This is a genomic window from Agarivorans sp. QJM3NY_33 (assembly GCF_050870865.2).
Lineage (GTDB): Bacteria > Pseudomonadota > Gammaproteobacteria > Enterobacterales > Celerinatantimonadaceae > Agarivorans.
Genome location: NZ_CP194039.2, coordinates 2,424,328 through 2,438,775, shown reverse-complemented (window position 1 = coordinate 2,438,775; position 14,448 = coordinate 2,424,328). Strand labels below are relative to the sequence as shown.

Annotated in this window: 14 protein-coding genes and 2 tRNA genes; 6 read left to right on the top strand and 10 right to left on the bottom strand. The window is 44.5% G+C overall.

What is annotated here, in order from left to right; all coding sequences use genetic code 11:
* Positions 1-157 precede the first annotated feature (157 nt).
* The 4 genes from rplT to thrS form a co-directional block, all read right to left on the bottom strand.
* Positions 158-511: a 50S ribosomal protein L20 gene (rplT, locus tag ACRRSY_RS10960; RefSeq protein ID WP_432453072.1), complete on the bottom strand. Its 354-nt coding sequence runs from the start codon at positions 509-511 to the stop codon at positions 158-160.
* 18 nt (positions 512-529) lie between these two features.
* On the bottom strand, positions 530-727 hold the full coding sequence (gene rpmI, locus ACRRSY_RS10955; protein ID WP_016401507.1) for a 50S ribosomal protein L35: 198 nt from the start codon (positions 725-727) through the stop codon (positions 530-532).
* A 99-nt stretch (positions 728-826) separates the two neighbouring features.
* On the bottom strand, positions 827-1,369 hold the full coding sequence (infC, locus tag ACRRSY_RS10950) for a translation initiation factor IF-3 (protein ID WP_432456180.1): 543 nt from the start codon (positions 1,367-1,369) through the stop codon (positions 827-829).
* A gap of 3 nt (positions 1,370-1,372) precedes the next feature.
* Positions 1,373-3,298 (bottom strand): threonine--tRNA ligase, encoded by a 1,926-nt coding sequence (thrS, locus tag ACRRSY_RS10945; RefSeq protein ID WP_432453071.1) that lies wholly within the window; start codon positions 3,296-3,298, stop codon positions 1,373-1,375.
* A gap of 203 nt (positions 3,299-3,501) precedes the next feature.
* Between thrS and ACRRSY_RS10940 the strand changes: the two genes are divergently transcribed.
* Positions 3,502-3,705 (top strand): CPXCG motif-containing cysteine-rich protein, encoded by a 204-nt coding sequence (locus ACRRSY_RS10940; RefSeq protein WP_432463166.1) that lies wholly within the window; start codon positions 3,502-3,504, stop codon positions 3,703-3,705.
* Here ACRRSY_RS10940 and ACRRSY_RS10935 read toward each other — a convergent pair.
* Positions 3,702-4,322, bottom strand: a complete 621-nt coding sequence (locus ACRRSY_RS10935) for a riboflavin synthase subunit alpha (protein ID WP_432463165.1) — start codon at positions 4,320-4,322, stop codon at positions 3,702-3,704. The genes ACRRSY_RS10940 and ACRRSY_RS10935 overlap by 4 nt on opposite strands.
* On the opposite strand from ACRRSY_RS10935, the gene ACRRSY_RS10930 reads away from it, so the two are divergent.
* From ACRRSY_RS10930 to ACRRSY_RS10915, 4 genes are all read left to right on the top strand, one after another.
* Positions 4,321-5,718 (top strand): MATE family efflux transporter, encoded by a 1,398-nt coding sequence (locus ACRRSY_RS10930; RefSeq protein ID WP_432463164.1) that lies wholly within the window; start codon positions 4,321-4,323, stop codon positions 5,716-5,718. The genes ACRRSY_RS10935 and ACRRSY_RS10930 overlap by 2 nt on opposite strands.
* Complete coding sequence (locus ACRRSY_RS10925; RefSeq protein WP_432459423.1) at positions 5,715-6,722, top strand: DUF3080 family protein; 1,008 nt, start codon at positions 5,715-5,717, stop codon at positions 6,720-6,722. Before ACRRSY_RS10930 ends, ACRRSY_RS10925 begins: the two co-directional genes overlap by 4 nt.
* A gap of 181 nt (positions 6,723-6,903) precedes the next feature.
* Positions 6,904-6,980, top strand: a tRNA-Val gene (locus tag ACRRSY_RS10920).
* A gap of 4 nt (positions 6,981-6,984) precedes the next feature.
* Positions 6,985-7,061 (top strand) — tRNA-Val (locus tag ACRRSY_RS10915).
* A 210-nt stretch (positions 7,062-7,271) separates the two neighbouring features.
* On the opposite strand, the gene ACRRSY_RS10910 is transcribed toward ACRRSY_RS10915, so the two are convergent.
* The 4 genes from ACRRSY_RS10910 to ACRRSY_RS10895 all read right to left on the bottom strand — a co-directional run bounded on the left by ACRRSY_RS10910 (position 7,272) and on the right by ACRRSY_RS10895 (position 12,060).
* Positions 7,272-7,637, bottom strand: a complete 366-nt coding sequence (locus ACRRSY_RS10910) for a hypothetical protein (RefSeq protein ID WP_432453065.1) — start codon at positions 7,635-7,637, stop codon at positions 7,272-7,274.
* A gap of 1 nt (position 7,638) precedes the next feature.
* A complete protein-coding gene (locus ACRRSY_RS10905; protein WP_432453064.1) occupies positions 7,639-8,997 on the bottom strand; it encodes a voltage-gated chloride channel family protein in 1,359 nt (452 codons plus the stop codon).
* A gap of 307 nt (positions 8,998-9,304) precedes the next feature.
* Positions 9,305-10,585 carry a 4-aminobutyrate--2-oxoglutarate transaminase gene (gabT, locus tag ACRRSY_RS10900; protein WP_432453062.1) on the bottom strand — a complete coding sequence of 427 codons (1,281 nt, stop codon included), beginning with the start codon at positions 10,583-10,585 and terminating at the stop codon, positions 9,305-9,307.
* A 17-nt stretch (positions 10,586-10,602) separates the two neighbouring features.
* Positions 10,603-12,060 carry an NAD-dependent succinate-semialdehyde dehydrogenase gene (locus ACRRSY_RS10895; protein WP_432459424.1) on the bottom strand — a complete coding sequence of 486 codons (1,458 nt, stop codon included), beginning with the start codon at positions 12,058-12,060 and terminating at the stop codon, positions 10,603-10,605.
* Positions 12,061-12,171: 111 nt separating this feature from the next.
* Here ACRRSY_RS10895 and ACRRSY_RS10890 point away from each other — a divergent pair, with 111 nt between their 5' ends.
* The gene (locus tag ACRRSY_RS10890) at positions 12,172-13,089 is read left to right on the top strand and encodes a LysR family transcriptional regulator (RefSeq protein ID WP_432453060.1); all 918 of its coding nucleotides are present in this window, start codon (positions 12,172-12,174) and stop codon (positions 13,087-13,089) included.
* Here the strand turns inward: ACRRSY_RS10890 and ACRRSY_RS10885 are convergent.
* Positions 13,086-14,369, bottom strand: a complete 1,284-nt coding sequence (locus ACRRSY_RS10885) for a serine dehydratase subunit alpha family protein (RefSeq protein WP_432463163.1) — start codon at positions 14,367-14,369, stop codon at positions 13,086-13,088. The genes ACRRSY_RS10890 and ACRRSY_RS10885 overlap by 4 nt on opposite strands.
* Positions 14,370-14,448: the final 79 nt, after the last annotated feature.

Genomic DNA, 14,448 nt, shown 5'->3' with positions numbered 1-14,448 from the left:
AAGGGAAAGGCTGATTTTTTAGTTTTAAATAAGACCGGAAATAGTACTTTAATGAACCGCTTATAGCTAGACTTGTTCCCGGAAAAAGGCTGGATGTTAGTGATTTTTATATATAAAAAAAGGGAGCCTAGGCTCCCATTTCAAACATTAGCGACGCTTATAAAGCAGCTTTTGCTTTTTCTACCAACACTGTGAAGGCTGCTTTATCAAAAACAGCAATATCAGCTAGGATCTTACGATCGATTTCGATAGATGCTTTTTTAAGTCCGTTAATCAAACGGCTGTAAGACAAACCATTTTGACGAGACGCAGCATTAATTCGTGCAATCCATAATTGACGGAATTGACGTTTACGCTGACGACGGTCACGGTAAGCATATTGACCTGCTTTAGTTACCGCTTGGAAGGCTACGCGATAAACACGTGAACGTGCTCCGTAGTAACCTTTGGCTTGCTTTAAGACTTTCTTATGACGTGCACGTGCTTGTACACCGCGTTTAACTCTGGCCATTCTTAACTTCCTCTAAACTTATGCGTACGGCAACATGCGAACAATTGATGCAACATCAGATGCAGCAATCATACCCTTCGGACGAAGGTGACGTTTAACCTTAGTACGGCGCTTAGTCAGGATGTGACGAAGACCAGCTTGTTTGTATTTAAAACCACCAGAAGCAGTTTTCTTAAAGCGCTTCGCAGCACCTTTGTTTGATTTCATTTTTGGCATTTACATGCACTCCGCATTGCAATATGAACAACATATAGTTAAAGGCGAACAAAAACAGCTTACTTATAAAGTAAGCTGCTTGTTACTTGTGAGCCTCAACTACTTCTTTTTAGGGCCTAACACCATCACAGCTTGGCGACCTTCCATTTTTGGAAAAGCTTCCACAACTGCAATCTCTTCTAAATCCGCTTTAATACGGTTTAGTAGATCAAAGCCTAAGCTTTGGTGTGCCATTTCACGACCACGGAAACGTAGCGTTACTTTAGCTTTGTTACCCTCGCTTAGAAAACGAATCAGGTTGCGTAGTTTTACCTGATAGTCGCCTTCATCAGTTCCAGGTCGGAATTTAATTTCCTTAACCTGAACCTGTATTTGCTTTTTCTTCTGCTCTTTAACAGATTTACTCTTTTCGTAAATGAACTTACCGTAGTCCATGACCCGACAAACAGGTGGTTCAGCATTCGGACTAATTTCAACTAAATCTACGCCTGATTCTTCGGCGGTGTTTAGCGCTTCATCCAAACTCACAATGCCAATGGCTTCGCCATCTAAGCCCGTAAGGCGTACTTCTTGTGCTTGAATTTCTTCATTTATCTTGTGTGCTCTTGCAGCTTGTTGCTGACCACGTCTTCCGGTTTTTATAATTTATACCTCAATACAATTATTATCACGATTGGCAATTTCTTGTTTTATCTGTTGAATAAAATCATCAACAGCAAATTTACCAAGATCATCACCCTTACGAGTTCTAACCGCAACCTCATTGCTGGCGACTTCTTGATCACCGACGACTAGCAAGTATGGTATACGCTTTAGAGTATGTTCGCGGATTTTAAAGCCTATCTTCTCATTTCTCAAGTCCGCAATGGCTCTAATACCCTGTTTATTTAATTTTTTTACAACTTTATGGACAAAATCAGCCTGTTTGTCAGTAATATTCATCACCACGACCTGTCTTGGCGCTAACCAAGTTGGGAAGAAGCCCGAATACTCTTCGGTTAAAATGCCAATAAAGCGCTCTAAAGATCCTAAAATGGCGCGGTGAATCATCACCGGCACATGGCGTTCGTTATCTTCTCCAACAAAAGAAGCGGATAAACGACCCGGCATAGAGAAATCTAGCTGTACAGTACCACATTGCCACGCTCTGTCTAAGCAATCATGCAATGTAAATTCAATTTTAGGTCCGTAGAAAGCTCCTTCTCCTGGTAAATAGGAGAATTCAATCCCTTTTGAGCTCAATGCATCGGCCAAAGCTTTTTCCGATTTATCCCATGTTTCGTCATCACCAACGCGTTGTTCTGGGCGAGTTGACAGTTTTACTTCAATTTCTTCAAAACCAAAGGTTTTATAAGTCTCGTAAACCATGTCGATACATGAAGACACTTCATCTTGAATTTGATCTTCTGTACAGAAAATGTGCGCATCATCTTGGGTGAAGCCACGAACGCGCATCAAGCCATGCAGAGAACCAGATGGCTCGTTTCGGTGACACGAACCAAATTCAGCCATCCGCAATGGTAAGTCGCGGTAGGACTTTAATCCTTGGTTGAAAATTTGAATATGCCCCGGACAGTTCATCGGCTTCACCGCATATTCGCGGTTTTCCGACTGGGTGGTAAACATCGCATCGGCATACTTATCCCAGTGGCCCGACTTTTCCCACATGCTGCGGTCCATGATTTGAGGCGCTTTAACTTCCTGGTATTGGTATTTAGTGAGCTGCTCACGCACATAGCTTTCCAGCTGACGGAAGATTGTCCAACCAGAATCATGCCAGAACACCATGCCGGGTGCTTCTTCCTGCATGTGGTATAAATCTAATTGTTTACCGATTTTACGATGGTCTCGCTTCGCCGCTTCTTCCAAACGTTTTAAGTAAGCTGCCAATTGTTTTTTATCTGCCCAAGCGGTGCCGTAGACCCGTTGCAGCATTTTATTTTTGCTATCACCACGCCAATAAGCACCCGCGACCTTCATCAGTTTAAAATGCTGACAAAATTTCATGTTTGGAACATGTGGCCCACGGCACATATCAACATATTCTTCATGATGGTATAAACCCGGTGTGGCGGCGCTATCGATGCCCTCGATAATCTCCAGTTTATAGGGTTCTTCACGTTCGACGAACACTGCTTTTGCATCGGCTAAGGGGACGGTCTTTTTAATGACATCGTAATTGGTTTTTGCTAAAGCCTTCATTCGTTTCTCAAGATTATCGATATCTTCTTGAGTGAGTGAATGATCTAAATCGACGTCATAATAAAAGCCGTTATCAATCGTCGGCCCAATCGCCATTTTGGTGTTCGGCCAAAGCTGCTTGATCGCGTGACCTAAAAGGTGCGCACAAGAGTGGCGAATGATCTCTAAACCATCCTCATCTTTCGCGGTAATAATCGCAACTTTTGCATCATGGTGAATCAACTCGCAGGCATCGACTCGGTTTCCATCTACTCGGCCAGCGATACAGGCTTTGGCCAAACCAGGGCCAATATCTGCGGCGATGTCCATAGTAGATACAGCATTTTCGAATTGACGTTGACTACCGTCGGGGAGAGTTATAACTGGCATATTTATCCTTGCTTTTACAGTGGTGATGCCTACTAAACATCACGTGTCTCGTCGATAAAATAAGTGCATTGAGGCACTAAAAAGAGAGCAATATTAATGCGCTGGGCGAATAACTTCAATAGCGGAAGTTTTATTGACCGAAGAGTTCGTTGTTCATAGCGGTTTGCGCCATACTTAAATCGTGGACATATGGAGTGATTACCATGAAAAACTATGTTGAAAAAATGATTAGCTGTCCAAACTGTGGTCACCATACGCCATTAGTGTTAGATGCGAGCAATGGTGACCAAGATTATTATGAAGATTGCCGCGTTTGTTGTTATACCATCCACTGTAAACTGTCAGTTGATGAACAAAACAACAAAATTGTCGCTTATATCGACGCCGACGACGAGCAAATTTTTTAGTTTAACCAGCGTTTAATATCACCGTTGCTCATGAGATGCTTCAGGGTATCAATCACGGTCTGAGTGCTACTGTCTATCTCGATATTCACCAGGTCATTAACTATTTTATCACCAAGCGTGGTAGTTCTTAACGTTTCAGGTATGAGGTGTAGCCAGAATCCTGATTCACTTAACTGCCCGACCGTTAAGCTTGCCCCGTCTACGCAGATAAATCCTTTGTAGATGACATAATCTTGCCACTGTTTATCGAGCGCGAGGTGTATGGCTAGGTTGTTCTCGCTGCTTCGCTTTTCTTGGATGTGTGCGGTTGTATGGATATGACCCGAGACGAGATGACCACCAATTTCGTCTCCCACCTTTGCCGCCCGTTCAATATTCACAAAATCTCCTTCGTGAATCAGCTCTAAATTTGTTAAACTCAGCGTTTCTTGAATCAAGTCAAATTGAACACCCTGCTCGCTGATAGCTACAACGGTTAAACAAGTGCCATTAATTGCTACACTAGCGCCAATACTTAAGCCCTCGGTCTCTCCTAAATCGACCCAAAGTTGCATAAGCCCGGGTGATCTTTTAACGCTGATTATTTTTTTCTTACTCTGAACTATTCCGGTGAACATGAAGTATTTTATCCTCGGTTTAAAGCAACGCTTTGCTAAAGAATGTTTTGCTATTTTAAGACTTGCGGGGCCAATTGTCGTGGCCCAATTAACAATTACTGGTATGGGGTTTGTTGATACGTTGATGGCCGGTTCGGTGAGTCCAACCGATTTAGCAGCAGTTGCCGTTGCGTCCAGCTTCTTTAACCCAGTGATCTTATTGTTGCAAGGGATCCTCATGGCAGTCACGCCCTTAGTCGCTTATCAAGTTGGTGCAAAACAAGCGCATCGAGGGGGCATGATATTTCAGCAAGCAGTGGTTATCTCCTTAGGCTTAACCGTTATTGGATGGCTGGTCCTTTGGTTTGCACCGAGCGTATTTAAATTGATGGATGTCGATCCTAAGCTCGTGGGTTTAACCCAACAGTATCTGTTGTTTGTGAGTTTTGGGCTACCTGCATTTGCCGTCTATCAAGTGCTAAGAGGGGTGAACGAAGCCTGTTCGAATATAAAAGCCATCATGATTATTGGGATTTTGGGACTATTGGTAAACATCCCGGTTAATTATATTTTTATTAACGGTTTATTGGGTTTACCTAAATTAGGCGGAGCGGGTTGCGGTGTCGCGACTGCAATTGTTAACTGGTTTATGGTTATTGCCATGATCATTTATGTGTTTAGAAGTCAGACCCTCGAGAAACTTCATTTATTTGAAGCTAAGCTTACCATTGACTGGCCAACCATCTCGAGAATTTTTAAATTGGGCTTGCCTATAGGCTGTGCGATATTTTTTGAAGTGACCTTGTTTTCAATGATTGCATTATTACTATCGCCTTTGGGTGCAGATATTGTGGCTGCTCATCAAATTGCGCTTAACTTTACCTCAATGGTGTTTATGTTGCCCTTAAGTATCGCGATTGCGCTAACCATTCGTGTCGGCAACTACATGGGCGAGAAATCTTATGATAAGGCGCAAATTAGTGCCTATAGCGGCATTATATTGTCGGTAATAGCAACCGTATTTATCGCATCTGCTACCATTTTGTTCAGACTCGAAATTATTAGTTGGTATACCGATAACGCAACCGTTGCAGCGATTGCTGCACCGCTATTTTTACTTGCTGCGACTTATCAGCTATCAGACTCATTGCAAGTATGCTGTGCAGGTGCCTTAAGAGGTTATCAAGACACTCGCTTTATCTTGTTGGTGACTCTTATTAGCTTCTGGCCAATTGGCTTAGGTATTGGTTCGTTGTTAACCTTTACCAATACCTTTACCGAGCACCCAATGGGTGTACAAGGTTTTTGGATTGCGATTGTGATTGCCTTAACGGCATGTGCGATAGGCCTACTTGCTCGCTTGGTTTGGGCATCGAATAATCCAGGGCGACTCTATCTCATCAATAAGGAAGCATGAGCCTTAGGCAATGCTTAAAAATACTAGCAGCTACTTTATTGCTGCTAGCAGCCATTGCATTGGTTCACGATGGGTTGCTCCCCCGCAGCGACAAGTTATTTAATGATTACCGACAACGTTTACAACGGGTACTCAATATTAAGATTGGCGTTGTGAACCCACATCAACTTGGGCAAGGCACCATTATATGGCGAAATTACCATCTCACTGAGCCAGACTTAAGGCTTTCCTTTGTGGATAGCTTTAAGTTGAATCGCTGCGGTTTGCAACAGACCGTTTTCCAGAAAAACTCCAGTTTAGGCAAACAAGCCAGTGCTGTGTATAAATTGATTTGGCATTCTCAAATTATATTTGGTTTAGCTCGTTGTTCAAATAACGCGGATATCGACCCTAAGTTTTCTTTAGTTCTAAATCGCCTGCTGAGCCGAAAGCTGCAAGCTAGCGCGATTTATTGGCATAATTTCTTAGTGGATGAGATAAGCCTAAGGCAATTATGGACTCGGCGAGATCGTTTATCCCAGACGCCTAGCGGAGCCTATCGCAAATTAGCTGAGCGAATCAAGCACCTGGCGAGTTACCAAACGGTATTGCAAAATGGGGCTGCGCTAGATGAAGCCGCTTTACTTTTACAGCTAAAACAACTTGATCAAAGCCCTAGCATATTCAGCTTATTTAGCGAATTAAATCGGGCCACCATTTGGTTAAAATCTATTTCCGAATCCTTAAAGCATGCTGAATTTCGCTGTGTTTCTTCGAATCAACAACAATACAAGATCTTAGATAATGTGCTAAATAAGGTGTACATGGCGAAAGTACAGCGCTATCTAGCCGAACTCGACCAAAGTGCAAGTGTGGTGAATATTGCCCTCGCCCAACTGTATCATGCTCCCTCCTTCACAACACTAATCAGCAAGACGCAATTGATTCAGCAAAGGTTTCATCAAGCAAATAGACAACACGTTATTCAATGGCAGGAAATTATTGCGAGTTGCACTGCAACTTGAAGCGGAAGCGAAGACCTTGTTGAGTTGAATTGACGAGTAGAACGAAAAATCAGCAAAAAAGCGTCCCTTGCCTTTTGGTTGATTAATGATTAAGCATACAGTTCGCATATTCGCGAACAGCAGTTGACGGACGCATTAACTTGCAGTACCTTTCACGCCGTAGTTTGTTCACAAGCACAATACAACCGTAGCTCAGTTGGTTAGAGCACCACCTTGACATGGTGGGGGTCGGTGGTTCGAATCCACTCGGTTGTACCAAAATATTCGCGTAGCTCAGTTGGTTAGAGCGCTACCTTGACATGGTAGAGGTCGGTGGTTCAAATCCACTCGCGAATACCATCTGACTCCCCCCAGTCAGATAATTTAGATTTCCCGTAGTGATTATTTAGCCTTGGAATTTGCCTGTATGTATATGGTGGATTAAAACCTCGCTAAGTTATTTGTTTGGCTTTTATAGTGCACGCCCCATGAGTAAGCTAAAACCTTTATCGCATATAAGCCAATCACCTCTCCGGATTTGTGTTGATAAGAAGCAGCGGCTTTACTTGATTAATCAGGAAAGATCACCTTGTTCCAAGCGGGAAATGGAATATTATTCGGATTCAGTCGCCATGGTAAGGCTCTGGTTTTTTGCTTGATGATCTTACAATAGAGGCTCAAATCGATGGTTCGATAGCCTTTGGCTAATTTAAAATGTTCCTGTTTTGCCTCCAGTTCCATCCATACGGTATCTCGCCCTGCGACTAACTGACAACGGATAGGCTGGTCAACATTAGAAGTTATGGTCACTTTAAGTTGGTCGTTTTGTAACATGGTCGTCATCGACCCAGGATAGGCAAAACTGATGTTTGGCCAAATGAGGGCAACACTAAAAGCAGTCGCCCAGCACAGTCGAACCACGGTTGAGTGCCACATCTTATTCCCCCCGTTTTTTAAACCATTTCGCCAAATAGTTACCGGTATTTCTCAACTCTCCTAGCGTTTTGGCATGGGCGTTAAAGTTGGCAGATTTGGGCACCGCTATCCGTTGTGAAGAATAGATCCCCGTATGCCCACTAAAATAGTAGGCAACAAAACAGGCGACCGCAAAATACATCAAGTGTTCTGAGCCAAATAACTCGACCCCCATGATGGTACAAGCTAAAGGCGTATTGGTGGCTGCGGCAAATACCGCAATAAATCCAATCGCGGCGAACAAATCAATTGGAGCCCCCATTAGCCAAGCAAGCGTATTGCCTAAGGTCGCACCAATGAAAAATAGTGGTGTAACTTCGCCACCCTTAAAGCCGGCAGCAAGGGTGATAGCGGTAAGCAATAATTTTAACATCCAGCTGTACCATTCAGCGCCACCTGGACTAAAAGCGCTAATGATGCTGACTCCGCCTTCGCGATAGCTATTCACGCCCAAGCCAACATAATCTTGATTACCTATCAGAGTCACTAAAACAATCACAATAATGCCTCCCATCACAGCGATGAGATAAGGGTTTTTAAAGACAAATTTAAAAATGTCTTTAAACATAAACACCATTTCGCCAAACAAATATCCGACCAAACCAAAGGCCATTGAGGCAACCACAACTTTCGCTAATAACAGCAGATCAATATGAACTATATGATGAAATAACATCACCTGTTCTAAAAAATCGACTTTATATTGAGTGTGTGGTGTGCCCCAGGCGGTACAAACCAAGTCAGCTAAAATTGCGGCAAATAGTGCTGGGATAACGGAGTCGAAGCGGATCCGACCCACTGCCAATACTTCTAGAGCAAAGATAGTGGCGGCTAAAGGAGTACTAAATAAAGCAGAAAAACCGGCAGCGACACCGGCAGCGAGAAAGACTTGATAGTCTCGCCCTTGTAACTTAAATAATCGACCATAAGCCGCACTGCAAGCGCCACCAATTTGTATTGCGGTGCCCTCGCGTCCGGCAGAGCCACCAAACAGGTGGGTGACGACCGTAGAAAGTAAAACTAAGGGGGCCATCCGCGCAGGGATCCCAGCACCTGGTTGATGAATTTCATCGATAATGAGATTGTTTCCCGATTCCGAGTTTTTACCAAACCGTCGGTAGATAAATACCACCACTAAGCCAGCAATTGGCAAAAAGTATAATAAGTAGGGCTGGTCGGCTCTAGTTCGGCTCGCAAAGTCCAACAGCCACAAAAACAAGGCATTCAGAGACCCAACTACTAAAGCCATTGGAATTAACAATAATAGCCAACGACATAATACAAATAAGGTACTGGGGCTATTTTGAACGGGGTTTGGCATGTAGCTTCCTTAAAACTCTAGCTGCTATGGGTGTGGCGTGGTTCATTTTGGGTTAGAGATAACGTATTTTAATCGCGGCGTGTGGTGCAGCTTAGCATTCTAAGTAAATACCTCGCAATCATCCCGTGAGTTAAGCAAGCGAATAAGCTCACTCTAGGCGACTATTGTGATGAAAATAACCAAGACTTAACGCTGCTTTAACTCATTCTCTACAGCATTGCGATAGGATTTATCAACCCTAAAAAAAGCGAACCAAATGGTTCGCTTAATGAGAATGACTGGCAACAGTATATAATGCTGAGATGCGCTACTCGGCAGCGGCTTGAAACAACTGGGTAAACTTAGCCATGCCCTCGTCAACAATTTCGTCTTCAATGGTAAGCGCAGGTAAGAAACGAAGCACATTTCCGTAGTAACCACATGCAAGCAAGATCAAACCAAACTCGGCTGCTTTAGCAATGAGCTTTTGTGTCAGACTGGTGTTGGCCAACTCTGGATCGCCATCACAGATCAGTTCTAAAGCGATCATCGCCCCAGAGATACGAATTTCACCAATTAACTGAGGATAGTCAGCTTTCAATTGCATCAAGTGTTCATTAAAACGCAGACCAATCATTTGCGCACGACTAACTAGCTGTTGTTGTTCAATTTGTTCCAGAACCGCCAAGCCTGCTGCACAAGCAACGGGAGAACCACCATAAGTCCCGCCTAAACCGCCAGGTAAAGGTGCATCCATGATATGGCTCTTACCAACCACTGCAGAAAGCGGGAAACCGCCAGCAATGCCCTTGGCCATGGTGATGAGATCCGGTTCAATGCCGCTATCTTCACAACAGAACATCTTACCAGTACGACCAAAGCCAGTTTGAATTTCATCCAAAATTAAGACGATGCCATGCTCATCACAGAGCGCTCTTAATGATTGCAATAAAGCATGAGGCGCAGGATAGAAACCTCCCTCGCCTTGTATTGGTTCGATAATGATAGCCGCCACGTCTTGTGGGCCAATATCTACCTTAAACAGATTTTCCAGCGCTTTTAAAGTGTCTTCGGTGGTCACTCCATGGGCAGCCATCGGAAAAGGCACATGATAGATATCGCCAGCGAAAGGACCAAATAGATGTTTATATGGCGTAATTTTACCGGTCAGCGCCATTGTGAGATTGGTTCTTCCGTGGAAACCGCCGTTAAAGGCAATCACGCCACGACGTCCGGTAGATGCCCGAGCAATTTTGACTGCATTTTCTACTGCTTCAGCACCAGTGGTGACAAAAATCGCTTTTTTCTCACTCTCGCCAGGAGCAATTTCGACTAACTTTTCGGCTAAGGCGACAGCACTTTCATAGGGATTAACCATCACGCAAGTATGACTGAACCTATCCAGTTGTTGTTTCACTGCAGCGACTACCGCCGGATTCGAATGACCGGTATTACATACCGCGATCCCGGTGGCAAAATCAATGTAGCGATTGCCTTCTACATCCCAGACTTCGGCGTTAAGTGCCTTATCGACAAACACTGGATAGGCGTTACCTTGACCCCGAGCGAATACCGCTTGTTTTCGTTGTTGTAGTAATTGATTAGACATTGCTGAGTTCCTCTAAACTAGGCGTTTAAGCCACCTAAACACAAATATTTAATTTCCATGTAATCGTCTAAGCCGTAATGCGAGCCTTCGCGTCCGTTACCGGACTGTTTAACCCCCCCAAAAGGAGCCGCAGCATTAGAAATGATCCCCTCATTGACGCCGACCATGCCATATTCAAGCGCTTCGCCAACACGCCAAACGCGACCAATATCTCGTGTATAAAAATACGCCGCTAAACCATATTCGGTATCATTAGCCAGTGCGATTGCTTGTGCTTCATCTTCAAACATAATTAAGGGCGCGACTGGGCCGAAAATTTCATTCGCGGCAATCGGCATGTCATTACTAACATGAGTCATAATTGTTGGACTATAAAATTGTTTTCCGGCTGGATGCTCTTCACCGCCACACAGGATCTTGGCACCAACCGCAACCGAGTCAGTCACCAGTTTGTGTACTTCTTGTTTCGCTTGTTCACTGATCATTGGACCGATGACAGCTGCTTCACTCAAGCCATCAGCAACCTTCAGTTGACTTAAAGCATGGGCCAATTTCTCGCTAAAGGCCTGATAAACACCTTTTTGTACCAAGAATCGATTGGCGCACACACAGGTTTGCCCTGCATTACGGTATTTTGACGCAAGAGCACCTTGAATAGCAGCATCTAAATCTGCGTCATCAAATACAATGAAGGGGGCATTACCTCCTAGTTCCATCGATACTTTTTTCACCGTACTGGCACATTGTGCGATCAGTTGTTTACCCACCGCGGTTGATCCAGTAAAGGTGAATTTGGCAACATCTGGACTTTCGGTTAGCACCCGCCCCATACCGCGCGCATCTTCACCAACCACCACGTTAAATACACCTTTGGGGATACCTGCTCGGTCGGCTAATTCGGCCATAGCCAGCGCTGATAAAGGCGTGAGTTGGGCAGGACGAACCACAAAGGTACAACCCGCCGCCAGTGCCGCAGCCGCCTTACGAGCAATCATTGCATTTGGAAAGTTCCATGGAGTGACCGCCGCCACAACTCCAACCGCCTGTTTGATCACGACAATCCGTTTATCTGAGGCGGGACCGGGTATCACGTCTCCATAACAACGTTTACCTTCTTCGGCGAACCAATCAATGTACGAAGCGCCATAGGCTATTTCACCTTTGGCTTCGGCCAAAGGTTTACCCTGTTCAAGGGTTAAAATAGCGGCAAGATCGTCTTGATGCTCCAACATCAGCTGATACCAGCTACGTAATAGTTTTGCTCGCTCAGCAGCTGCCATATTAGACCAAGCTTTAAAGGCAGCCTTGGCGGCAGCAATCGCACTCTCCACGCCTTGAATTCCAGCATCGTCTACTTGAGCTATTGCTTGTTGATTGGCCGGGTTATATACAGAAAACTGCTGTTCGCTAGCCATCCATTGGCCGTTAATGTAAGACTGATGACGAACTAATTGTTGGTCGATGATTCTATCCATGGCTCTGGCCTCATGTACGAAGTTGAAATAACAATTTAGCGTTATTGAATACCAAGTAAAAACAATGTTAAATATCAAACAATAAAACTAAAGTTTGAAGTAGATAAAACTATGCTCGATCCAAATAATGGCAAACAACTCAGCGAATACGATTTACGTCTATTGCGGGTATTTAAAGCGGTAGTTGAACACGGCGGATTTGCTGCCGCAGAAAATGCCTTAGGTATTACCCGTTCCACCATTAGTGTCCACATGTCTAGCTTAGAGAGCCGCATGAATATGCGGCTCTGCGTACGAGGCCGCAGTGGTTTTGCTTTAACCGAGCGTGGGCAAACGGTTTATCAGGCTTGCTTAAGGCTATTTTCAAGTATTAGTGAATTTAGTGCCCTCGTCGACAACCTTGGCAAAGCACTCACCGGTGAGCTAATTATACTGTACTCCGATCTCCTTGATCGCTTGAGTATTCAAAAAATTGGAAAAGCCATTGCCTTAATTAAACAGCAGGCGCCTAGCTTATGTATCTGCCTGAACATGGATACGGTCGCTAATATTGAAGCTGCCCTTATCAATAATAGGGCTCACATTGGCTTTTATCCGGCTTATCGAAGTATTGATGGGCTGACGAGCCAAGTAGTCTTTAGTGAATCCTTATATTTATGCGCCAGCGAACAATCGGAATTATATGCGATGAATGATGGTAATATTGATAACGAAGAACTCTCCAAGCATGCCGCCATCCATCCCGGCATCGAGCTAAACCCAATGGGAAGAGCGCAGCTACAAGCCTTAAATTTTGGTGCAAAAGGCTATCAGTTTGATAGCCGTGTGGCCTTGATCCTCTCGGGTGCTTATATTGGTTATCTGCCTTTGAGTGAGCTGAAGGGTTATTTAGAAACAGAGTTGATACGGCTGATAAAACCAGCGGAATATAGCTACCCTTTCGAACTGAGCTTAGTGCATAAACAAAATCCTAACGATAAAGAGAAGGTTCAGTTGGCTATGGATAAACTCAGTTTGGTATTCAACTAAAATTGTTTATGTTGCATGGTTGCAATAATTGCTTCATCGGTGGGCAACATTGCGGTTTTGGACAAGAACCCCAGTTGTTGAATACTATCATCAGCGGAATCAAATACGATCCCTTGTTGCGCACTCACCGTATTTCCCGAGACTGCCAAAATAGCTGATTTAACTGCACTCCCCGCGCCCGTCGAGACTTTCATTGCACAACCAGCCTTCGCACCATCACAAAATACACCCGAAATGTCCCCTACCATGGCATTAATTGCCCGATGAATTGCGGCAAGGTCTCCGCCCAACAACCAAGTTAATCCTGCCGCTGCGCCCATAGATGCAGTGGTAGCGGCACATAAGGCCGACAGTTTGTTTTGTTTGGATTTAACGTAGATGGCAACGAGGTGGCTTAGCATCAGCGCTCGGGTAAATTGCTCGTCACTAAGTTGGCGTAATTCGGCAAAAGCAATAATAGGCATGGTCGCTGCTATTCCTTGATTACCGCTACCGGAGTTACTCATCGCAGCATGTGGTGCGCCCCCCATGCGAGCATCTGACGCAGCGGCTCCCAAACGCATGGCTCGCCCCATTAAATCATCGCTCAATAAGCCCTGAGTAATTTGTTGCTGTAAACTTGCTCCTAAGGCTAGCCCATACTCTCCGGTCATCCCAATGCTGGCCAACGCTCGATTTAATTCCGCGGCACGTTTTATAAATATGATTTGATTAAGCGGGACCTGAGTTACAAATGTATAGATCTCAGACAGCGTTAATAATGGCAAAGGTGGTACCGCTAAATGCTCACCACAAGCATTGTCCGTCACTTGCGGGCTCCGCTGACCGTTTACTTCGATATATTCAAAATGAGTATGTGATTGCGCAATACACACTTCAACCAAAGACTCACCAAGACCAGCTTGGACAACGGTATACAATACATCTGGATGAGAAATCATCTCAATCTTGACACGTTTTTGCACGAGCATCTGGTTCGCTTCAGCTAAGGCGGCACTGGAGATATCAGCCAGTACCTCCAAACCCTTATCGGCATTCCCTGTACAAGCTCCTGCCGCAGCAGCAATGGCAAGACCAGCTTTACCTGTGCCTGGAACCATAACACCCATCCCATTTTTATAGAGATTGGGCGTGACTTTAACTTTAAGGTTATCTGGTGTGGCACCAAGAATTTGTCTTGCTTTCGCGCTGGCCAAAGCGACTGTAACTGGTTCGGTGCAACCCAAAGCGGGTACAACTTGAGACTGAACGAGGTTTATGTAAGCTTGCCACTGGTGCATAAAGCTATCCAACTGATTAACTGATAAACCATGTTAACCTCGACTCACTAGAAAAAACTGGCTGATTTAGCTAATAAAA

Excerpts from the sequence above, each read along its gene's own strand:
- rplT (WP_432453072.1), bottom strand. The coding sequence starts at position 511 with ATGGCCAGAGTTAAACGCGGTGTACAAGCACGTGCACGTCATAAGAAA.
- rpmI (WP_016401507.1), bottom strand. The coding sequence starts at position 727 with ATGCCAAAAATGAAATCAAACAAAGGTGCTGCGAAGCGCTTTAAGAAA.
- thrS (WP_432453071.1), bottom strand. The coding sequence starts at position 3,298 with ATGCCAGTTATAACTCTCCCCGACGGTAGTCAACGTCAATTCGAAAAT.
- ACRRSY_RS10940 (WP_432463166.1), top strand. The coding sequence starts at position 3,502 with ATGAAAAACTATGTTGAAAAAATGATTAGCTGTCCAAACTGTGGTCAC.
- ACRRSY_RS10930 (WP_432463164.1), top strand. The coding sequence starts at position 4,321 with ATGAAGTATTTTATCCTCGGTTTAAAGCAACGCTTTGCTAAAGAATGT.
- ACRRSY_RS10935 (WP_432463165.1), bottom strand. The coding sequence starts at position 4,322 with ATGTTCACCGGAATAGTTCAGAGTAAGAAAAAAATAATCAGCGTTAAA.
- ACRRSY_RS10925 (WP_432459423.1), top strand. The coding sequence starts at position 5,715 with ATGAGCCTTAGGCAATGCTTAAAAATACTAGCAGCTACTTTATTGCTG.
- ACRRSY_RS10910 (WP_432453065.1), bottom strand. The coding sequence starts at position 7,637 with ATGTGGCACTCAACCGTGGTTCGACTGTGCTGGGCGACTGCTTTTAGT.
- ACRRSY_RS10905 (WP_432453064.1), bottom strand. The coding sequence starts at position 8,997 with ATGCCAAACCCCGTTCAAAATAGCCCCAGTACCTTATTTGTATTATGT.
- gabT (WP_432453062.1), bottom strand. The coding sequence starts at position 10,585 with ATGTCTAATCAATTACTACAACAACGAAAACAAGCGGTATTCGCTCGG.
- ACRRSY_RS10895 (WP_432459424.1), bottom strand. The coding sequence starts at position 12,060 with ATGGATAGAATCATCGACCAACAATTAGTTCGTCATCAGTCTTACATT.
- ACRRSY_RS10890 (WP_432453060.1), top strand. The coding sequence starts at position 12,172 with ATGCTCGATCCAAATAATGGCAAACAACTCAGCGAATACGATTTACGT.
- ACRRSY_RS10885 (WP_432463163.1), bottom strand. The coding sequence starts at position 14,369 with ATGCACCAGTGGCAAGCTTACATAAACCTCGTTCAGTCTCAAGTTGTA.